Here is a 20,155-nt window from a genome sequence, read left to right as displayed (position 1 = left end):
GTTTATTCATCCAGACTTTCTACAGACTGACCTTTACAATACCGCCGTCCAGTATAACCGGATAGACCTTTACCTTCCCGTGGTCCGGGGCCTGAACTTCGCCGCTGCGCAGATCGATTTTCCAGTCGTACAGCGGATCGTACAGATAGTAGCCAGAGACGATCCCCTCAGCCAGCGGACCGCCTTTGGGATGCGGGCTGCGATTCTCCAGGGCATAGACGGCACCATCCGAGGTACGGAAAATGGCTAGTTCAATCTCACCGGTGTTTACAACCCGGCCAATCTGCAGCAGGAATTCTTCCACCGTGCCTACAGCATATTCTTGTGTAGTGGTTTGCATTGAGCTCTCTCCTCTCATAGTCGGTATAGGTTAGACTTTTGCCTGCTCAAACAGTGCGGTACGTGTATCTTGGTCATCCAGCATTTTTTTCCATGGATCAGAAACCTGTGCCAGGGCAAAATCAATCCGTGCAGCAAGCTCCTTGCGTTGCTCATCATTCTCCAGAATCACCTGTTGAATCTGCTCAAGTCCCATACGTTCCACCCACTCGGAGGTCCGTTCCAGATAGTTCCCTGTTTCACGGTAATACTGCATAACTGCGGAGCAGACCTCAATCAGTTCTTCATCGGTTTTCACCTTGCAGAAGGCATCCGCGATCCGCGGCTTGATCCCGCCGTTACCGCCAATGAAAATCTCCCAGCCGCCGTCGTTGCCGACGATGCCGATATCTTTTGTGCATGATTCCGCACAGTTGCGCGGGCAGCCGTTGACTGCCATTTTGAACTTGGCCGGAAAATCAAGCCGCTCGTATTTGCGCTCAAGCAGCGCTCCCATACCCATGGAATCCTGTGTGCCAAAACGGCAGAACTGCGAACCTACACAGGTCTTCACAGTGCGCAGTGATTTCGCGTAGGCATAGCCGGATGGCATATCCAGCTCCTCCCACACCTTGGGCACATCTTCTTTCCGGATGCCGATCAGGTCCAGACGCTGTCCGCCAGTCACCTTCACAACCTTCACATCATATTTCAAGGAGACATCAGCGATCCGTTTCAAATCCTCCGGTGTCGTAACACCGCCATACATGCGCGGTACAACCGTAAAGGTACCATCCTTCTGAATATTCGCACTCATCCGTTCGTTGACGAAGCGCGACTCCTTTTCATCCTCATGGGTGTCCGGATAGATCATACCGAGGTAATAGTTCACCGCCGGACGGCATTTGGAGCAGCCCTCGGCTTGCTTCCAGTCCAGTACATTCATGACTTCTTTGGTCGTTTTCAGGCCTTTGGAGGTGATTTCGGCTACGATCTCGTCTCTGCTTAGCGTGGTGCAGCTGCAGATCCCCTGCTTGGCGCTCTGCTGGAAGCTGTCCCCAAGGACAAACTGCAGGATCTGCTCCACAACCGGCTTACAGCCGCCGCAGGAACGGGTAGCTCCGGTGCAGGCCTTAATCTCATCAACGGTGGTGAAGCCATTCTCCGTAACCGCATCAACAATGGCTTTCTTGGTCACGCCGTTGCAGCCGCAGACAATTTCTTCATCGGCCATCGTTTCCACCGACAAGCTCTTTTTCGCCCCGCCTCCGCCACAGCAGCCCGTGCCCATAACCTCGCTGTAAATCTCATCCGTCATTTCCGCACCCTGCTTCACCAGCTTCTGCAGACTGGCCGATTCCGTGACATCACCGAAGAGGACTGCTCCTACAATGGTATTGTTGTTGAGCAGAATCTTCTTGTAGGTCCGCTTCCATTCATCTTTGGCTGAGATGACCGTGTGCTCTGCGGTTTCTGTGAACTCACCGGCAGAGAAAACATCTACTCCGGAGATTTTTAGCTTGGTGGCTACAACCGAGCCTTCATAAGGCTGAGTCGGCACGTTGCACAGATGTTTGGCAAGCACCATTCCCTGCTCGAACAACGGTGCAACCAGACCATAACAAGTTCCTCTGTGTTCTGTACATTCACCGACGGAATATACATCCGGCATAGAGGTTTGCAGATAGTCATCGACAACAATCCCACGGTTTACCGTAATGCCGCTTTCTCTGGCGAGCTGTGTATTCGGCTTAATTCCCACAGCCATGACTACAAAATCCGCCGCCAGCTCCGATCCGTCACTGAAGCGAAGTCCGTTCACACGTTCATCTCCGGTCAGCTCAACAGTCTGCTTGCCCATGGCAAACTTCACGCCCTGGCGGGATAATTCTGCCTGAAGCATAGAGGAAGCTGTATGATCCAGCTGGCGTTCCATCAGATCCTCCAGCAAATGCACAACCGTAACGTCCATGCCGAGATTCACAAGTCCTTTGGCTGCCTCCAGTCCCAGGAGTCCGCCCCCGATAACTGCTGCCGTGCGGTACTGCTTGGCTGCTGCAAGCATGGCATCACAATCTGCGATATCACGGAAGCCAACTACCCCCTCCTTGTCGCTTCCCGGTACAGGCAGAATGAACGAGTTCGAGCCTGTAGCAATGATCGCCTTGTCATAGGCAACCGACAGCCCATTATCTGTGATGATCTGCCGAGATGCTTCATCTATACGGATAACTGTAGTCCCTGTATGCAAGGTAATATGATGATCCGCATACCACTGGCGGTCATTGAGGATAATGTCTTCAATTGTTTTGCTACCTTCCAGAACGTAGGACAGCATAATGCGATTGTAATTGGGATGCGGCTCACTTCCGAACACAGTAATATCATAAGCGCCGCCAAGCTTCAAAATCTGCTCAATTGTGCCTACTCCTGCCATACCGTTACCTATGAGCACTAACTTTTCTCTCTCCACTGTCACTGTCATGACCCTCCTTCATGCATCTGAACTTCATCACAACATGATTTGATAAAGAAATTATACTGTTTAAATTTAAAGCGGATTTGTGATTGCAGTCACACCAATTGTGAAGCATTTCACATAATTTTGATCACGCTGCCACAATGCTTTTTAGGCATAAAAAATCGCCATATTCCTTTGACGTAAGCCTAAGGAATATGGCGAAATGATCTTTCATTTAGAGCAGCACAAGCACAACCTCCAGAGTATCCTGTGGTCTAAGCTTCATATCGATCCCGGTGTCCAGCAGTTGCTTGCCGTTGACCTTCAGCGTCCATGCCTCATTACTCAGCGGCTTGTAATCCATAATACTGATTACAGTCTTAGTATCCTCGGAGAGCTGCACCATTCCACTGCTCTTCAGCACACCTCTTACGGACAAGTCCTCGGCATACGGCAGCACGTAAGAATGCGTCATCTGCGGCTGCTCACTGCCACCGTTCACGGTGAAAATGACCGGCTGCAGATCTGCACCGTTTGCTGCTGGTACCGCTTCAGCCACGATGCTGTCCCCGCGGTCAACGCGACTGTTCCAATCCGTGATTTTTTTGCCATTCAATTGAATCTCCCAAATCCACTCGGGACTCAAAGATACTTTGTTTACTGCCAGGATATTGTACCCGTCATCCGCAAACGTGGCCACCCCACTGTTCTTAAGCAGTTCAATGAGTGTCAACCCATCAGTAAAGGCCTCACTTAGCTGCCTGCCCGCGCTTCCAACCAGCTCGCTGTCACCGACCAGAACCGAAAAGGCCGGTCCGGCATTTCCGGTTCCGGCATCGCTCCCGTCTGTTTGGGAGCCAAGAACCGAAGAGCAGCCGCTCAAGGTTGCAATTATCATTATTCCCAGCAAAATACGCCACACCCACTTCCCGGACATTCCCGGCACCGCCTTCTCCCGCCTGATTCCAGCCTCCCGCTGCTGCTCAGACATGTCATGATTATGTACATAGTCTTTTTAAGAATAACGTAAACGGGTGCCGTTCTCAAACATTCATGGTCCCAGCCTATAAAAAAAGTCCCCGAAGGGACTTGTAAAACCGCAAATGTTCTATTGGTAGCGCAGGAAAAGAATGTTGTTCTCCAGATGGACATGCTCAAAGGTCATGCCCTCGAGCTCTTCAAGACGGGCATAGGTCAGACGGTAAGTAGTGCAGGTATGCTCAGGCGGGGTGAAATCCCCTGTAACTCTCCGCAGCTCGCGTAAAATATCTCCTGCCCCGTCATGCTCCTCCTCCAGCGTACTCAGCAGTCCGCGCAGCTCAGCCAACCCTTCAGCGCTTGGATTTTTATCATAGGCCAGCATTTTGGGGAATTCACTTTCTTCTTCCTTGGCCGTGTGCTCCAGCAATTCCTCACGCAGCGTATGGAACAAGCGGTGAACCTCAGCCAAGTGCGGAGAATCCTCTCCATGCACGCGGAAGACCTTTGTTACATTCTGGGCGATGAGCGGCAGCTCCTCGCGCAAATAGTTGTGATGCTTGTTGATAATGTAATCGACCAGCTCTTCTGACGATGCTTCGTTCCAAGCCGTATCTTCTTCAAGCACCGGATGTTCGGCATACAGCTTGTTCAGATCCTGAAGGACTGCCTCTGTATCAAGCCCCTTTTCGGTTACCGCCTCTGCCAAAGGTTTCGCGCCTCCGCAGCAAAAGTCAATCCGCTGTGCCTTGAAGTAATCTGCTGCTTTGGGGAACTGAAGAACGATATCTCTTACCATCGCTTCACCGGTGAATTGAACAGATGTATCCGTCATTGTATTGTTAAATTGTTTGGCCGTCATGCTGGGCCCTCCCTTGGGTTGTTGGTCTAGGTTTCTTTTACCTCTATACCTTAACGCCAGCAAGGAAGACGGTTTGTGATTGTACGCACTGAATATAAAAAATTTTAATGAACTTGTGGCAGTCGTTGGTTATCTATTATTTTGCCCTTTTGTGGACGGAGAAAGCATAGCCTTACAACGGACGGTCCGTTAGCTTAGTATATTATTCATAATATCTATTCCACCGTAGCCCGCATATACGTACGCTTGCCTTGTGCATCCTTCAGGTATGGTCCCAACCCGGCAAAACGCGAATGGTCCACGTAAACTCCAGTCATCCAACGGCCTTCGGTCAGGCCTCCATTCCACTGCAGCACCAGATCGGGAGCGGCGATCCATTCCTGATACACCCGGATGTTCGACTCCTGATATTCCTTGCAGCGCTTGCCGTTCTCGATCAGACGGTGATTACTCAGATAGGTAGGTACGAAGTATGTGGAGATCGTATCCAGATCAGCTTCATCCAGAAAAGATTCTTCGCCCAAATAGGGCTGGAAGAGCAGTGTATTTTCATACATCGACCAGATCACTGCCTGCAGCACCATGCTCTGCCGGATGCCATTATGAAAGGTGAACCTGCGCTGCTTGCCCGACGATGGAATTGCCGGACCTGCCGAAGGCTCAAGACAATGACGCTCGCAGCCGATACATTTCCAACCAGTCGGACTTTGAATCCACTTTTGAAAAACACTCCCGCTATCGTTATCCCCTTTGTACAAAGAGGAGATAATGTCATAAGGCACCCCAATCCATGCGTTCCACATGGACTCAGGAAGATGGCTGTGAAGCATGAACAACACTTTGTCGTAAATAAGCTGCACTCTGATCGAAGCACTCTCCAGTTCGGCGACATCTTTTTTTCCATAGGTTATTTCCCGGGAAAACAAGGTGGTTGTCATCTTCCTCGCCTCCTAAAAGTTTTGTTAGCATAGCTTCCTGGATTTACTTCGTACAAAACTTACTTCGAAAGCCTACGCTTTATTTTGTTAGCGTTACCATAATTATCTATATCACTGCTCTAAAATTCCGCATATGAAGGGGTGGGCAGCAACTTTTTTTCTATTATATTATATTCTGCTGCCTTGTGTGCAATTTATTTACAATTTAAAGGAAATAGCCCCTCTCTCCATCCGGAAAAAGGGGCTATCAACAGGGAACCCAGTTTGTTCTACTCGACCCAGCTCTCTGCCCAAGACTGAATCTGCTGCATGACCGGCTCAAGCGCACGGCCTTTGGTTGTCAGTTCATACTCGATGCGTACGGGGGTTTCCGGGTACACATGGCGTACCAGAATTCCTTCACACTCCAGGTCCTTCATTCGTTCGGATAACATCTTATCGCTCATTGTTGGGATCAGACCGGAAATATCCTTGAAACGCTTGGGTCCGCTCATCAATGTCTGAATAATAAGTCCATTCCAACGTTTACCTAAGAAGGAGAAGGCCGTTTCGAATCGGGGGCACATCGTCAGCTGATGTTCTTCCATTATTCTCACCTCTCACTTTTAAACTTACATTAAGTTAGTATATATAATTTTAACACATTTATAGCACAATGAACATCGTTTGGCAAAAAAAAGTTCATTCGCCCGTATCTTGCCGCGGTTTCCTGCTCGCTATAGCCTCGGTCACTACATATGCCAGGTCATCATTGCTATATAAGGACAGGACTCCCAGCACCGTATCGTCGGAGATGAATCCCGATTCGTCAATGGGTACAGTCAGCGAAAGCGCATGGCTTAACGCCGCATTCCCCTCTTGCTGCGGATAGGCCTGAAGATATAACGCGTGTGGGTCCAGCTTGTTGTTCACACACCATTGGGCAAAAACCAGGATCATCATTTCTTCATCCCGCTTGTAGCTCTCAATAATCTGCTCTTCCGTTGATTTGCGGTAATCCTCCATGTGGTTTCCTCCTTTCTGCTCCATTGTCAATCGGCAAGCTTCGCCGCCAGCACATGGCTGGACAAGACCGCTGAAGCGGCTATTCCGCATTGCCCCGGTGTGTCCAGGCTGCTTAAAAAGTGGTTCACTACACCGCTGAATCCCCTGCGCTCCAGCACAGTATCCCAGCTTCCGAAATTCTGTGTGCGCGTCAGCGTGCCCTTCTCATACAAGGTTGCCCGTTCCATGTCCAGAACTTCCACAGATCTTCCGTTGCCGTGCAGCTCCAGCTTCTCCAGATCTGCCCCGGCGTCCCGCACCATGCTGTACATTCCTGTCGCACCATGCTTCCAGCCCAGACTACCGGAAGATTGCAGCAGCCGTCCCGCATCGTCGGATTTCAGACTGCTGTGCAGCAGCGCGGCATCTCCTCCGCATAACCATAGCAGCAGATCCAGCATATGGATCAGGTCATCATGGACGGTCTCACGGCTGCTGCCGGATTGCAGCTTGGTCCGGTGCTTGAATGCGTGACAGGCGCTGATGCCGCCAGCTTTCTCCAGCCAGTCTTTGGCAGCCGTATACATCGGTGCATAGCGGCGGTTGAACCCTACGCCCAGCAGCAGTCCCTTCTCTTCAGCGAATCCGGCCATCCGCCGGGATTCTTCCAGATCATAGGACAGCGGCTTGTCCACATATACCGAAACTCCGTGATTTAAGCATTTCATAACAATATCATAATGCGTGGGGGTTGGGCTATGCACAAATACCGCATCCGGCTTCCACGACAGGAGCTCATTCAGATCCGTAGTGCCTCTCGGGAACCGATAGGAATGAACTACGCCCTGTACGGTTGCCGGCGAATGGCTGAGCACACCCACCACCTCCGCCTGCTCATGCCGGGAGAGCAGCGGCAGATAGACTTTCCGGGCGATGTCGCCGAGGCCAACCAGAGCCACTCTTTTGGGTTCTGTACTTTTCATAAGGTATCTCCCTTGGCTGTGAGTATTTCTTTTTCCTTTTAGACGTATTATACCGTGACAAATCGCGGCAACAAATGATCTTTGCTTCATTAAATGCTTTTTTTTCAGTATGATGAAATGAATGAACGGAAGAAAGGGCATAGTAGAATGAGAAAATGGCTGACTATACTGCTGTATGTTTCGGGAATATTCCTCACGTTTATCTACAGGTATGAAATCCTGGCCTGGCTGCGGCAGGATCATAATCTGTTTTTGGGCTTTGGTGCCGCTACTTTGCTGGCGATGTTTCCGCCGGTGCCTTATAAGCTGATTATCGGGATTTACGGGTATGCCTACGGAAGTCTGGCAGCGACGATGATTTGCTGGAGTGCGTCTACCCTTGCCGGGGCGATGATCTATGGTATTGTTCAACACATGTTCCAGGAAAAAGCCCGTACTTATTTGGCATCAGTACCTGCGCTTGATAAATTCACATCTGCCGTGCAGCGGAGGCCGTTTGCAGCGGTAGTGCTGGCCCGGCTGGCACCGGTCGTTCCGCAAATGGGAGTGAATATCTATGCTGGCGCCGCCGGGCTGCCCTTTTGGAGTTATCTTGCGGCATCCGGACTGGGCAAAATCCCTGCCATCACGTTATACGCCTTTCTCGGCGGTCAGCTGTTCCAGCATCCGCGAAGTGCGTGGATTGCCATCCTGGTATATGTGGTTGTACTGGCTCTGGCCATATTATCACTACGTCCACGATCCTTCGGCTCAAAGAAAAACTGATACCAGGAAGTACATGAATTCTTATCTTTGCACAAAGCACCGCCCGCTGGCAGGCGGCGCTTTTTTGTTCTATAATTACATTGTGATCTATTTAATTGCAATCTATGAATGGAGGGATATTCATGAGTGATGTTCAATCTGACAATATAAGCAGCAAAACAGAAAAAGCCACGTTTGCCGGGGGCTGTTTCTGGTGCATGGTATCGCCATTTGAAGAACTTCCAGGAATTGTTGAGATTATATCCGGATATACGGGCGGACATACCGTTAACCCGACTTATGAAGAGGTTTGCTCGGAAACCACAGGACATGTGGAAGCGGTGCAGATCACCTTTCAACCTGATATTTTCCCATACACCAAGCTTCTGGAGCTGTTCTGGCAGCAGATTGACCCTACCGATGCCGGAGGTCAGTTCTATGACCGCGGCACTTCATACGGGACTGCCATATTCACCCACTCCGAAGAGCAGCGGGAGCAGGCTGAAGCCTCCAAGGCGGACTTGCAGGCCAGCAGACGTTTCTCCGCTCCCATTGTGACGCCGATCCTTCCGGCCAAGCCCTTTTACCGTGCGGAAGAGTACCATCAGGGGTATCACCACAAGAATCCGGGTCACTATAAACGTTACCGCAAAGGCTCCGGCCGGGACGCTTTTATCGAGGACCACTGGAAGCACAAGGAGGAGAAGCAGAGCCTCAAGGAACGTCTGACTCCGCTGCAATATGAAGTTACTCAGAATAATGCAACCGAATCCCCTTTCCGCAATGAGTTCTGGGATCATCACGGGGATGGCATCTATGTCGATATTGTATCCGGTGAGCCGCTGTTCAGCTCCGGCGACAAATTCGACTCCGGCTGCGGCTGGCCCAGCTTCACCCGGCCGATCCGCGACTATTCGGTCAAAGAGAAGACGGATCTCAGCCATCTGATGGTCCGCACCGAGGTCCGAAGTAAAGCAGCTGATTCTCATCTTGGACATGTATTTAACGATGGTCCCGGTCCGAACGGCCTGCGCTATTGCATTAACTCGGCAGCACTCCGCTTTGTTCCGAAAGAGGATTTGGAAAAGGAAGGCTACGGCGAATACCGCGTACTTTTCCAGCATACTTAACTAACAGCGGTTATTCCGCTCAGTTGCACATCCACATCACAAACCTCCAACCCGCGAGCAGCGGCGTTGGAGGTTTATTTTTATCTGCCAAAAATTCTACTCCGGCTTTTTGTCGTCCAGCTCATCCGTATCAGGAACGGGTGCCGGATTCCCGGCGGTCTGTTCATGTAGCTGCTGGTTCTGTTCCCGGCTCACCTGGCGGATACGCGCTATCGTGTCATGATTCCGTGACTTGGCTTTTTTGCGGACCCAGAGCACGATCAACACAACAACAGCAGCTACAATCAGTACCGGAAACGCGGCAGCAAGGAATATGAAGAGCCACTGAAACATCACGGACATTGCGTGCAGACTGCTCTGAAGCGCATCCGAAGCACGGTCCATTAACGGCCCTTGTTCTTTGGTTTTGGCAATATCCACGCTCTCTTCAGTCTGGTACAGGCGAAGCTCAACCGTGGAAAAAGATACATTCTGGTCAATATAGCGCATTCTGCCCTTGATCGTCTCCATTTCTTCCTGTATGGCACCAAGCTGGTTCGCGAACGCCACGAGGTCGGCAGATTTGGTTGCCTTTTTCATAAACTCGATATATTGGCTCTCCATCAACTGCTTGGCCTTGAGACGCGACTCCAGATCCACATATTCCTCTGAAACGTCCTGACCCTGAATTTTATGTTGAAGCTTCTCGTTTTTGATTTTTTCCAAATGGTCCAGAAAGGAAGAAAATCCCGAAGCCGGCACCTTCAGAATAAAGGTTCCGCCCTGCTCATATTCGGAGGTGTTCTCCGAAAATTCAACAATATAGCCCTCTGCAAGCGTCACCATATTACGCACTTCTGTCTGCGCCTTAGCGTAGTCCTTCACTTCCATTGTGAGGCTGGCGTGATAGATCAGCTTTTTGTTCAGTCCTGCCACTACGTCGCTTCCCGTAAAACCGGCCGTCCCTTCAGCCGCCCGCGCTGCATCCGTGTTGCTAATCGCTGAACTTCCTCCGCCTGCCTTGGCTCCCTTAGCGGCAGGAGCTTCAGCTTCAGTGGACGCAGCTTGATTCTGTGGCGCAGCATCCGCTGACGTGTTCTGGCCCGCAGCGCCGTCGAAGCTTTCTACCGTGCTGGAATTGTCTGCCTTCATCTCCGACCGGCTTGCAGAATCATTATTGCTTCCAGCCCCGCACCCTGCCAAAACCATAGCAAACACTATTAGTCCCAATACATAATACAGATAATGCAGACCCCTTTTTTGCATGCCCATTCCTCCAAAAGTGTAGTGGAATTTCCGCTTCTTTTGTGCAGATTGCTGCCAGCGAAGAGCTCTTTGTCTGTAGGCTTCATTCGCGTTATAGTCTTTGACGTTCCAAAAGCTGGAAGGTTGCAGGAATTCGGTAAATTTTCCAATCCAGTGGCCGATTTGCTCATCTATGGGCGCTTTCGTTATTTGGGGATATAAGATCCGCGAAAAGAAAAAATACCAAAAAACCCTGTATTCTCAAGGAATAAGGGTTCGGCTCTGTCCGGGCAAGCTCCACCTTGCCGGCCAGATCAGTTGGTGTAGAGATGGCGCCGATTCCAGCAAGGGGAGGTGAAACCCTCATACGAAAAGACGTACCATTTAAGGATAAGAAGGAAGCCTGGTCCAGGTTCCTTCTATTCTTTTTCTCATTCTAGCAAGATTGAGAATGATTATCAAGCGTTATTCTTCCGCACGTTGCCTGCAGCCAGCACCATGTTGCGAAGTGCCGCCTCCGTCTCCTCCCAGCCGCGTGTCTTCAGTCCGCAGTCTGGATTAATCCAGAATTGTCCGGCATCCAGTACACGCAGTGCGCGCTCAATATTCTGCGTCATCTCCGCTACTTCCGGAACACGGGGACTATGGATATCATAGACGCCCAGTCCGATGCCTTTATCATAATCATGATCTTCAAAAGCAGTAATCAGTTCCCCATGGCTGCGGGAAGTCTCAATGGAGATCACATCCGCATCCATGGCCGAGATCGCCCCGATCATGTCATTAAATTCGCTGTAGCACATATGCGTATGAACCTGCGTAGTATCCTTCACATGGTTCGTGGCCACCCGGAAGGACCGTACAGCCCAATTCAAATAATACTCATGGTCTTCAGCCTTCAGCGGCAGCCCTTCGCGGATGGCCGGTTCATCCACCTGAATCATCTCGATTCCGGCATCCTCCAGCGCCTGGACCTCGTGACGGAGAGCAAGGGCAATTTGCTTCGCTACCTCTTCGCGGCTGAGGTCATCGCGTACGAAAGACCAGTTCAGGATGGTTACCGGTCCGGTCAGCATGCCTTTTACCGGCAGCTTCGTCAGAGACTGGGCATAGACACTTTCTTTGACGGTCATCGGATGGATAAAAGCGACATCCGCGTAGATCACGGGAGGTTTCACGCAACGCGAGCCATAGGATTGCACCCAGCCATTCTGGGTGAACAGATAACCACCTAGCTTCTCGCCAAAGAACTCGACCATGTCCGTCCGCTCAAACTCACCATGCACCAGCACATCCAAGCCAAGCTCCTCCTGAAGTGTAATTGCTTCGGCGATTTGACGGCGGACGAACGTATCATAGCGCTCCTCATTCCATACCCCTTTGCGCCATTTGAGACGCGCCTGACGAACCTCAGCCGTCTGTGGAAAGCTACCGATGGTTGTAGTCGGGAGCAGGGGCAAACGCCATTTCTCCTGCTGCAGCTGCACTCGCTCTGCGAACGGCAGGCTCCGGCTGTCCGGAAGTTCGTCCAGACGGCGGACCTGCTCCGCCACATCCCGGCGGCCGCGTTCAGGAAGTGCGCGGAAGACAGCCAGCGCTTCCCGGCTCTCTGCAAGCTCCGCCTCGGCCGTTCCGTTGTCACCGCCTGCGGCTGCGGCGAGCAGCCGAAGCTCTGCCAGCTTCTCGTCGGCGAAGGCCAGTGCCTGCTTCACGGCAGGCTTCAGCTTTCCTTCGCTCTGCACCGTTACGGGTACATGGAGGAGGCTGGAGGATGGCTGAAGAATCAGCCGGTCCAGCGGTACATGAAGAGCCAGCTTCTCAATCAGTCCAAGCTTGGCATCAGGGTCTGCGCGCCAGATACTGCGGCCGTCGATAATGCCAGCACCCAGCCATTTATCTTCCGGCCAGCCAAGTCGTTCGATCGCCTCCAGATTCGCGCCGCCATCGTGGACGAAGTCAAGTCCAATCGCTTGTACCGGCAACTCAAGCAAGGCTTCCAAGGGTTCAGCCGCTTCGAAATAAGTCTGTAGAATCAGATTCAAGCCGGGGACTGCAGCGGAAATCTCGCCATAAATGGTCTTCAGCAGGGCAATTTCTCCTTCGTTCAGTCCTATAACGATGGCCGGTTCGTCAATCTGCACCCAAGCTACACCTTCCTGCTGAAGCTCCTGCAGCAGCTGAATATAAGCCGGCAGGAAGCGGGCAGCAACCTCCCCGATTTCCGCAGCCGGAAATCCCTTGGACAGCTTGAGGAAAGTATAAAGTCCGACGATAACCGCTTTACCTTCAATACCTGCCTGCGTTTTGGCAAAGCGGTAGGCGGCCAGCGGTTTGTTCTCAGTCAGCCGGGGTGTAAGGCTGCCGATCTCCGGCACGATATAATGGTAATTCGTATTGAACCATTTGGTCATCTCGCAGGCCGGGGCAGCAGCATTGCCGCGGGCCATGGCGAAATATAGATCAAGCGGGACCGCTCCGCCGTCATAATCATAACGGGGCGGCACAATGCCGAACATGACAGCTGTATCCAGCACATGATCGTAGAAGGTGAAATCATTCACCGGGATCAGGTCAATACCAGCCTGTTGCTGCGACTGCAGATGCTGAAGCTGAATGTCCGCCATTTCAGCACGGAACTCTTGCTCGCCAATTTTGCCGGACCAGTAAGCCTCCAGCGTTTTTTTCCATTCACGGTTTTTGCCGATTCTCGGGTATCCCAGATTGCTGGTGATCCATTTAGTTGTCATTGAGATCTGCTCCTCATCTGTTCGCGATTTGTTGTTTGTTCTTATAAAAAGACGCCTCTCCCGAAAAATAAGCCATAGGGAAAGACGCCCATTGATCTTTTTAATGGAATAACGTCCGAACACCTCCCTATCTTCCGTAGGTACTGCAGTGCTTCAGAGTCAGGCAGGTCTCCTGGCTATCGGAGTCATCGTTCTTCAGCAAGTCTTCCCGGCTGGATCTACCTGTCTGCCAGTGACACATTTAGCTGGAACTCTTCCGTTACAGTGGCGGGACCGCGTCGGTTTCGAACCGAACTTCCCTATTAAGCTGGACAAAAGCTACGTTCACTCCGTCCGGCACCTGTCTCCTATATTCGCTTTTCAAAACTTCATCCTTTAGTCTGATGCCATCATACTGTACCCTTTTTACCATCTGCAACAGATTCCGCCGATTCCAGCTATACACATTCGCTATAGCAAAGCAGCTTTTTGCCCGATTGGGCATCTGAATCTTGATCAGTCCTCATGACAAAAAGGCGATACCCTCCAAGGAAGGCACCGCCCGCATTATTCTTTTCTATTCTAGAACCAAACCAGATAAACCACCACAGCAAGAACAATCCGGTAAATCGCAAACGGCAGCAGCTTGATGCGGTTGATCAGCTTCAGGAAGAAACGCATGGACAGCAGCGCGAACAGAAAGGCGCTGATGAACCCGGCAATAAAGAACGGCAGCGCATCGAGAGTGAAATACTGCCAGTTCTTCAGCAGTGAAATCAGGCTGGCTCCAGCCATAATCGGCACCGCCATAATGAAGGTGAAGTCGGCAGCGGCACGGTGGCTCATTCCGAGCAGAACACCACCGGAGATCGTTGATCCGGAACGGGAGAACCCTGGCCATAGCGAGAAACACTGGATCAGACCGACCGATAGCGCCTGCCTATATGTAATTTGGTCGACACTCTCCGCTTTGATCTTTTTGGGGGCGAAAAGGTCTGCGCAGATCATTAGAATCGCTCCGACGACCAGACCAATCAGCACCGTTGAGGTCGAAAACAGATGCTCATCAATATAATCCTCGAACAGAAAACCCAGCACCCCAGCAGGGATAAGACCCACAAGCACCTGTGCCAGCTTCAGCCGTCCCGTGGTTTCCACTGCAGGCTGCCCTTCCGGCACCGCTGTCAGCTCTTTGCGGCTGAACCGCTTCAGACCCAGAAGATCAATAAACCTGTTGCGGAAAATCACCACCACGGCCAGGATGGAGCCCAGCTGAATCACTACCTTGAACGTATTCGCTGTGTATTTTCCGAGAAATTCCTGCGATTTCAGCCACATATCATCGACAATAATCATATGACCCGTGGAGGATACCGGAGCAAATTCAGTCAAACCTTCAACAATACCCAATATGATTGCTTTAATTATAGTCAAAAGCTCCATAGAATCTCCTCCTAAAAGTTTTGTGAGCATCACATCTACTGAAATCACTTCGTTCAAAACTCGCTTCGGAAGCATAAACTTAGTTTTGTGAGCATCACATCTATGAAATCACTTCGTTCAAAACTCGCTTCGGAAGCATAGACATGGTTGATATTGTTAGCCGCGGGCTTTGCCGGCGGTATGGCGTTTACGCAAATACATCAGTCCCAGCACGAGAATTCCTCCGGCAATCAGGGCGTAGACCACGCTGGAGTATGCTTCTATATACCCGCCTATGTCCTCCCAGGACTCTCCGAGGGCAGCACCCAGCAGGATCAGCAGTGTATTCCAGCCCAGCGTGCCGATGGTTGTAAACAACATGAACAATCCGAATTTCATTCCCGACATCCCTGCCGGAATCGAAATCAGGCTGCGCACCAGCGGAATCATCCGGCAGAACAGCACCGTCCAGTAGCCGTATTTGTCAAACCAGGCATCGGCCTTGCGGATATCACTTTTCTTGATCCGTATCCATTTTCCATATCGGTCCACGATCCGCTCCATTCGGCTGACATCCAGCATCCGGCCGATCCAATACAGAATGGCTGCACCCAGCAAAGAACCCGCCGTAGAGGCAATGAGCACACCCGGTATCGTGAGTCCGGAGGTTGTAGTCATAAACCCGCCAAAGGGCAGGATGACCTCTGAAGGTATGGGAGGAAAGACATTTTCCAGCGCCAGCATCAGAAAAATACCGGCATATCCGAACTGCTCCATAATATCTGTAATCCAGGTTTTCATTCGATTCCCTCCATCTAGATGAGATTTTTCTTGAGGTTGCGCAAATAGCGGCTGCGGATGAAGAAGAAGTACAGTGTCTGGGCAGCCAGATAACTGGTCAGCACTGCTCCGGTCTCGGCAGCGATGGACAGATAGAACAGCCGTTGCAGCGCAATAAAAGCAAACAGGCTATGCAGAACCGCCAGCAGCACCGGAATGAAAAACATGAGTGCCAGCTGCAGCGTCGCAATACGGTCCAGCTCCTGGTCGGTCAGACCCATTTTGGACAGGGTGGAATACTGCAGGCGGTCATGATCCAGATCCATATAAAGACGGAAGTAGAGGAAGCTGCCGGCAGCGATGAAGAAGACGGTTCCGACAAGCAGCGAAGCAAACAGCATGGTGCTGTACAGCGTGCGCTGAATCTCAAATAAGGTTCCGCTGATCACGACGGCATAAGCAGACTTTTCTTCATAGGGAACCTTCCCTTTGGCAGCGAGCTCTGAAGCCACCCCCACCGTCCGGGCAAAATCATCCACATAGAAGCCGGTATACCAATCCTGCTGCACAGGAATCACCCGGCTGTACAGACTGTCGCTGATCACCAGTCCGCTAAAATCGCCGCCTCCCCTGCCATCCAGCTCCGGCAGCAGATATTCGGCAACCGGCACATGCTGCGTATAGCCGGTCTCTTCAATCTGGATTCCTTGCTTGAGCGTATATGTTGCTTTGAAGCGCTCTGCGGTCAGACTCCGGTCGCGCTGGGAACCGATCATCACCAGGCCTTCATTGCCTTCCAGCGGCGCTTCATTCGAGCTGAAGCCCGCATGCTCCAGAGCAAGCTTGTAATTACTGTAAGACATCAGAGGCAGCTGATGTGTATGGTCGGGACCTGTCTGTGAAACGACCGCCGCGACTTTGAGCGGAATCCGCAGGGTTTCGTAAGTCAAACCCAGCCGCTCCAGCTCTGCAGTAATCCCCCTCAGGTCCTTCTCTTCCGAGGAAGCGTGCCCCCCGCCCTTGGCTACATAGCCGACAGCCGCCGGATAATCCAGCTTCAGCTCCCGCGACAGTGTGTGGATCGATGCGAAGACTCCCACCGAGGTAAAGGAAACCGCCGATACGATAGTGACCATAAAAAACATCCGGCCATTGTCCTTCCACCGGTACGAAAGACCTGAGAACGTGAGAATATGCGTATGCTTCCAATAGAAGCGGCGCAGCTTCCGCAGCATTCCCACGATATACAGACTGAGTTGGGTGTAGAAAAGATACGTGCCGAATACAGTAATCAGCACCACTGGAACCATCATGATCTCTACAGTTGCGGCCGTCGTGGCAGCCGCCAGACCATACCCGGCGAGGAGCAACAGACCTGAGATCAGCGCCAGCCCCTTGGATACCTTTGGCTCCGCATTCCCTCTGTGCCCGCCCTGGAACAGGCCGCGCGGTGCTTCATTCCTTATAAAAACAAAAGTAGACAGCGAGATCAGCATGAACAGCAAAACAAAGCTGCAGATGGTAAGCACCGGCGCCTGCCAGGACAAGTGAAATGTAAGTGGGGGGATGCCTAGAAACCCGGACCCGATCATCAGGAAGAGCTTGCCTAGCAGCAGCCCCAGCAGCGTGCCGGTGAGGATGGCAGATCCGCCAATCATCATATTTTCCAGAAATACCATCAGGTTCAGCTGCCGTTTGGTCATTCCGTGCATCAGCAGAATCCCGAACTCCAGATTCCGTGACTGCAGGAAAGAGCCTACCGATACTAGAACGAACAGAGAACAAAAGACATAAATAATTCCCTCGGCCACCATCATCGTATTTGCCGTTGTTCCCATAATCATATCGTGTGAAATCGCCGGATGATAAATGAACAGTGCGCACAGAAAGAAGACCATGACCGAAAACGCGCTGCTGACAAAATACGCGGCATATTTCCGCTTATTTCGTGCTACATTCCTATAAGCGAACTGCCGGAAGGTCATGGCCCGCTCCTCCCAGCAGCGACAGCATGTCGATGATGTTCTGGAAGAAGGCGGCCCGGCTGGTGCCCCGGTACATTTCGCTGTGGAAGCGCCCGTCTTTGATAAAGATCACGCGGTGGCAAAAGCTCGCTGCTACCGCATCATGTGTGACCATCAGCACCGTGGCTCCTTCCGCCTCATTCACCTCGGCTAACAGATTCATTACTTCGTTTGCGGCTTTTGAATCCAGGCTGCCCGTCGGTTCATCAGCCAGAATCAGTGCAGGCCGGTGGATCGTGGCCCGGGCGATGGCCACCCGCTGCATCTGTCCGCCGGAGATCTCATGAGGCCGTTTGTGCAGAAGAGTGCTGATGCCCAGTCTGTCCGACACCTCTGTGAGTCTGTACTCCATCTCCTTCACGGAGACTCCGGCAAGTGTCAATGGCAGCACAATATTTTCTTCCACAGTCAGCGTGTCAAGGAGATTGAAGTGCTGAAAGACAAACCCGAGCTCTTTGCGGCGGAACAGCGCTTTGTTCTTGCGTCCCAGGCTTTTCGGGTCCCGGCCATTGATCATCACTTCCCCCGAGGTGGGTTCGTCGATGGTGGCAATCACGTTGAGCAGTGTAGTTTTGCCGCTGCCCGATGGTCCCATGATTCCCACGAACTCACCTTTCTCCACAGCAAAACGGATATGATTTAGGGCGTGTATCGACACTTTGCCCTCATATATTTTGGATAGATTATGGACATCTAAGATGGGCAAATGCTTCCGCTCCTTCTTTCCCCTGGTCTGCCTTCATTATATAAAGTGTAAACAGCAGCTGCTATTTCTGAAACTTACAACTACCTTACAGTATTGTAAGCCGCTAAGGATAATTGACATTCATCTGCAAAGCGATTATATTTGTATGCATGAGCATACATTTATTTAATTTACGAGGAGAGATTGAAATGAAGGACTTATTTACCCCCTATGAGCTGCAGAATTTGAAGCTGAAGAATCGTGTGGTTATGCCGCCCATGTGCCAATATTCCGTCACGGACAAAGACGGTATCGCCACAGACTGGCACTATAATCACTATGTAAGCCGCGCGGTCGGCGGTGCCGGACTTATTATCATTGAAATGACCGATGTCGATCCGGATGGCCGGATTTCCGATTATGACCTGGGGCTGTGGTCAGATGAGCAAATCCCCGCACTGGCGAGAATCGTTGAAGCTTGCCACGCTTACGGTGCCAAGGTAGGCATCCAGATTGCCCACGCCGGACGCAAAGCTGAGGATGCTCCTAAACCGGTGGCTCCCTCTGCAATTCCCTTTAATTCGGAATTCAAAACTCCGCGTGAGCTGACCACCGAAGAAGTACAAACGATGGTTCAGAAATTCCAGGCAGGCGTTAAGCGCGCCATTCAGGCGGGCTTCGATGTGATTGAGCTTCACGGCGCACATGGCTACCTGATCCACCAGTTCCATTCCCCGCTGACCAACAAGCGGTCTGATAAATATGGCCAGGATCTGACGCTGTTCGGCAAAGAGGTCATTCAGGCAGCTAAAAAGGAAATGCCAGAGGGCATGCCTTTGATTATGCGGATATCCGCACAGGAGTATGTAGAAGGCGGCTATGGCATTCGCGAGAGTATCGAGATTGGCAAAATCTATAAGGAAGCAGGCGCGGATATTTTTCATATCAGTGCGGGTGGTGAAGGTGCCATTGCTGCTGAAGGCCAGCCGGGAACTCATGCTGCCTATCAGGTACCGCTTGCCCGTGCATTCAAGCAGGAGCTGAATGTTCCTGTCATTGCAGTAGGGCGCCTGGATGAGGCGGTTCTGGCTAACGCAGTTATCGGTAACGATGAGGCCGATCTCGTCGCTGTGGGACGGGGCATGCTGAGAAATCCGTACTGGACCCTGGAAGCCGGTGTTCAGCTCGGAAAAGATGCCGGACTGCCCAAGCAATACGAACTTGGCTTTCCCCGTACCCGGAGATAACCTCCTCCCAGAATCCAGAGCGATTCCCTCGCCGTTCCTTATACAAACCGGGGCCTGGAATGTTATAATGTACAAAAATATCATCTTATGACATACATCCGGGAGAGGAATGGTGTAGATGAAAAATTCTCTTGAGGGTGGCGTAATCACAGGCTGGTTAAGCTTAACTCATATACAAATGAAGGTTGCAGGTGAACTTGAAGCCAAATTGCAGGAGAGCTTTGGGTGGTCTCTGAATGAATTCTATCTGATGTACTTCCTGTCCGAAGCACCGGAGAAGAAGCTGCGCCTGCAGCAGCTGGAATCTATGGTTGGGCTCAGCCAGAGTGCCGTCTCCAGACTGGTCAGCCGCTTCGAAGCCAAAGGCTGCGGCGCACTGCAACGGACGGTCTGTGACGACGACCGCAGAAGCATTTATACCTCTCTGACCCCTTTCGGCCAGGAAAAGGTGGACCGCGCGCAAGTGACGGTGAATGAAGTGCTTCGTGAAGCGTTTCCCCGTGCGGAGATCAAGCTGCTGCTGGAGCAGATGCTGGACCTCCCGCAGCAATAGCACCCAAGCCGGGCTCACCCCAAAATTCATATATTTTCATAAAAACCTGCTGTCTCATATTGGAGACGGCAGGTTTTTATGGTTGCAGTTCATTGC

Annotated in this window: 18 protein-coding genes and 1 riboswitch; of the genes, 4 read left to right on the top strand and 14 right to left on the bottom strand. The window is 51.6% G+C overall.

Going from position 1 to position 20,155, the window contains the following annotated elements; translation table 11 throughout:
* Positions 1–19: 19 nt before the first annotated feature.
* From nirD to ACTJKB_RS08880, 8 genes are all read right to left on the bottom strand, one after another.
* Positions 20–340, bottom strand: coding sequence for a nitrite reductase small subunit NirD (gene nirD, locus ACTJKB_RS08915; RefSeq protein WP_440833337.1), 321 nt, complete (start codon positions 338–340; stop codon positions 20–22).
* A 30-nt stretch (positions 341–370) separates the two neighbouring features.
* Positions 371–2,803, bottom strand: a complete 2,433-nt coding sequence (nirB, locus tag ACTJKB_RS08910) for a nitrite reductase large subunit NirB (RefSeq protein WP_440833335.1) — start codon at positions 2,801–2,803, stop codon at positions 371–373.
* A gap of 211 nt (positions 2,804–3,014) precedes the next feature.
* The gene (locus tag ACTJKB_RS08905) at positions 3,015–3,770 is read right to left on the bottom strand and encodes a hypothetical protein (RefSeq protein WP_440833333.1); all 756 of its coding nucleotides are present in this window, start codon (positions 3,768–3,770) and stop codon (positions 3,015–3,017) included.
* Positions 3,771–3,887: 117 nt separating this feature from the next.
* Positions 3,888–4,619: an iron-sulfur cluster repair di-iron protein gene (ric, locus tag ACTJKB_RS08900; RefSeq protein WP_440833331.1), complete on the bottom strand. Its 732-nt coding sequence runs from the start codon at positions 4,617–4,619 to the stop codon at positions 3,888–3,890.
* A 215-nt stretch (positions 4,620–4,834) separates the two neighbouring features.
* Complete coding sequence (locus ACTJKB_RS08895) at positions 4,835–5,557, bottom strand: hypothetical protein (RefSeq protein WP_440833330.1); 723 nt, start codon at positions 5,555–5,557, stop codon at positions 4,835–4,837.
* 269 nt (positions 5,558–5,826) lie between these two features.
* On the bottom strand, positions 5,827–6,144 hold the full coding sequence (locus ACTJKB_RS08890; protein WP_039295412.1) for a winged helix-turn-helix transcriptional regulator: 318 nt from the start codon (positions 6,142–6,144) through the stop codon (positions 5,827–5,829).
* Between the two features lie 94 nt (positions 6,145–6,238).
* On the bottom strand, positions 6,239–6,562 hold the full coding sequence (locus ACTJKB_RS08885) for a hypothetical protein (RefSeq protein WP_440833328.1): 324 nt from the start codon (positions 6,560–6,562) through the stop codon (positions 6,239–6,241).
* Positions 6,563–6,588: 26 nt separating this feature from the next.
* Complete coding sequence (locus tag ACTJKB_RS08880; protein WP_440833326.1) at positions 6,589–7,524, bottom strand: Gfo/Idh/MocA family protein; 936 nt, start codon at positions 7,522–7,524, stop codon at positions 6,589–6,591.
* Between the two features lie 147 nt (positions 7,525–7,671).
* On the opposite strand from ACTJKB_RS08880, the gene ACTJKB_RS08875 reads away from it, so the two are divergent.
* Positions 7,672–8,289: a TVP38/TMEM64 family protein gene (locus tag ACTJKB_RS08875; protein WP_440833324.1), complete on the top strand. Its 618-nt coding sequence runs from the start codon at positions 7,672–7,674 to the stop codon at positions 8,287–8,289.
* Between the two features lie 122 nt (positions 8,290–8,411).
* On the top strand, positions 8,412–9,398 hold the full coding sequence (gene msrB / locus ACTJKB_RS08870) for a peptide-methionine (R)-S-oxide reductase MsrB (protein WP_440833322.1): 987 nt from the start codon (positions 8,412–8,414) through the stop codon (positions 9,396–9,398).
* Positions 9,399–9,494: 96 nt separating this feature from the next.
* Here the strand turns inward: msrB and ACTJKB_RS08865 are convergent, their stop codons facing one another.
* The 6 genes from ACTJKB_RS08865 to ACTJKB_RS08840 form a co-directional block, all read right to left on the bottom strand.
* On the bottom strand, positions 9,495–10,643 hold the full coding sequence (locus ACTJKB_RS08865) for a DUF4349 domain-containing protein (protein WP_440833321.1): 1,149 nt from the start codon (positions 10,641–10,643) through the stop codon (positions 9,495–9,497).
* A 437-nt stretch (positions 10,644–11,080) separates the two neighbouring features.
* Entirely contained in the window at positions 11,081–13,369 is a 2,289-nt protein-coding gene (gene metE / locus ACTJKB_RS08860; RefSeq protein ID WP_440833319.1) for a 5-methyltetrahydropteroyltriglutamate--homocysteine S-methyltransferase, read from the bottom strand.
* A 145-nt stretch (positions 13,370–13,514) separates the two neighbouring features.
* A riboswitch (cobalamin riboswitch) is annotated at positions 13,515–13,728 on the bottom strand.
* Positions 13,729–13,930: 202 nt separating this feature from the next.
* Positions 13,931–14,791 carry an undecaprenyl-diphosphate phosphatase gene (locus ACTJKB_RS08855; protein ID WP_440833317.1) on the bottom strand — a complete coding sequence of 287 codons (861 nt, stop codon included), beginning with the start codon at positions 14,789–14,791 and terminating at the stop codon, positions 13,931–13,933.
* 156 nt (positions 14,792–14,947) lie between these two features.
* Positions 14,948–15,571 carry a DedA family protein gene (locus ACTJKB_RS08850; protein WP_440833315.1) on the bottom strand — a complete coding sequence of 208 codons (624 nt, stop codon included), beginning with the start codon at positions 15,569–15,571 and terminating at the stop codon, positions 14,948–14,950.
* 14 nt (positions 15,572–15,585) lie between these two features.
* Entirely contained in the window at positions 15,586–17,535 is a 1,950-nt protein-coding gene (locus tag ACTJKB_RS08845) for an ABC transporter permease (protein ID WP_440833313.1), read from the bottom strand.
* Positions 17,510–18,280 carry an ABC transporter ATP-binding protein gene (locus ACTJKB_RS08840; protein ID WP_440833312.1) on the bottom strand — a complete coding sequence of 257 codons (771 nt, stop codon included), beginning with the start codon at positions 18,278–18,280 and terminating at the stop codon, positions 17,510–17,512. Before ACTJKB_RS08840 ends, ACTJKB_RS08845 begins: the two co-directional genes overlap by 26 nt.
* A 188-nt stretch (positions 18,281–18,468) precedes the next feature.
* Here ACTJKB_RS08840 and ACTJKB_RS08835 point away from each other — a divergent pair, with 188 nt between their 5' ends.
* Together ACTJKB_RS08835 and ACTJKB_RS08830 are read left to right on the top strand one after the other, a co-directional pair.
* The gene (locus ACTJKB_RS08835) at positions 18,469–19,506 is read left to right on the top strand and encodes an NADH:flavin oxidoreductase/NADH oxidase (protein WP_440833310.1); all 1,038 of its coding nucleotides are present in this window, start codon (positions 18,469–18,471) and stop codon (positions 19,504–19,506) included.
* A gap of 118 nt (positions 19,507–19,624) precedes the next feature.
* Entirely contained in the window at positions 19,625–20,059 is a 435-nt protein-coding gene (locus ACTJKB_RS08830) for a MarR family winged helix-turn-helix transcriptional regulator (RefSeq protein WP_074110751.1), read from the top strand.
* Positions 20,060–20,155 lie beyond the last annotated feature (96 nt).

The sequence above is a fragment of the Paenibacillus sp. 22594 genome (assembly GCF_052044425.1).
In the GTDB taxonomy this organism is placed as follows: domain Bacteria; phylum Bacillota; class Bacilli; order Paenibacillales; family Paenibacillaceae; genus Paenibacillus_AQ.
The sequence above is the reverse complement of the archived record's forward strand: the minus strand, read 5'-3'. Positions and strand labels throughout refer to the sequence as shown.

Bases quoted from the DNA above. Each gene is read 5' to 3' on its own strand.
- ACTJKB_RS08885 (WP_440833328.1), bottom strand. From the start codon at position 6,562: ATGGAGGATTACCGCAAATCAACGGAAGAGCAGATTATTGAGAGCTAC.
- ACTJKB_RS08830 (WP_074110751.1), top strand. From the start codon at position 19,625: ATGAAAAATTCTCTTGAGGGTGGCGTAATCACAGGCTGGTTAAGCTTA.
- ACTJKB_RS08865 (WP_440833321.1), bottom strand. From the start codon at position 10,643: ATGCAAAAAAGGGGTCTGCATTATCTGTATTATGTATTGGGACTAATA.
- ACTJKB_RS08880 (WP_440833326.1), bottom strand. From the start codon at position 7,524: ATGAAAAGTACAGAACCCAAAAGAGTGGCTCTGGTTGGCCTCGGCGAC.
- metE (WP_440833319.1), bottom strand. From the start codon at position 13,369: ATGACAACTAAATGGATCACCAGCAATCTGGGATACCCGAGAATCGGC.
- ACTJKB_RS08875 (WP_440833324.1), top strand. From the start codon at position 7,672: ATGAGAAAATGGCTGACTATACTGCTGTATGTTTCGGGAATATTCCTC.
- nirB (WP_440833335.1), bottom strand. From the start codon at position 2,803: ATGACAGTGACAGTGGAGAGAGAAAAGTTAGTGCTCATAGGTAACGGT.
- msrB (WP_440833322.1), top strand. From the start codon at position 8,412: ATGAGTGATGTTCAATCTGACAATATAAGCAGCAAAACAGAAAAAGCC.
- ACTJKB_RS08895 (WP_440833330.1), bottom strand. From the start codon at position 5,557: ATGACAACCACCTTGTTTTCCCGGGAAATAACCTATGGAAAAAAAGAT.
- ric (WP_440833331.1), bottom strand. From the start codon at position 4,619: ATGACGGCCAAACAATTTAACAATACAATGACGGATACATCTGTTCAA.
- ACTJKB_RS08850 (WP_440833315.1), bottom strand. From the start codon at position 15,571: ATGAAAACCTGGATTACAGATATTATGGAGCAGTTCGGATATGCCGGT.
- ACTJKB_RS08855 (WP_440833317.1), bottom strand. From the start codon at position 14,791: ATGGAGCTTTTGACTATAATTAAAGCAATCATATTGGGTATTGTTGAA.
- ACTJKB_RS08845 (WP_440833313.1), bottom strand. From the start codon at position 17,535: ATGACCTTCCGGCAGTTCGCTTATAGGAATGTAGCACGAAATAAGCGG.
- ACTJKB_RS08905 (WP_440833333.1), bottom strand. From the start codon at position 3,770: ATGTCTGAGCAGCAGCGGGAGGCTGGAATCAGGCGGGAGAAGGCGGTG.
- ACTJKB_RS08835 (WP_440833310.1), top strand. From the start codon at position 18,469: ATGAAGGACTTATTTACCCCCTATGAGCTGCAGAATTTGAAGCTGAAG.
- ACTJKB_RS08890 (WP_039295412.1), bottom strand. From the start codon at position 6,144: ATGGAAGAACATCAGCTGACGATGTGCCCCCGATTCGAAACGGCCTTC.
- nirD (WP_440833337.1), bottom strand. From the start codon at position 340: ATGCAAACCACTACACAAGAATATGCTGTAGGCACGGTGGAAGAATTC.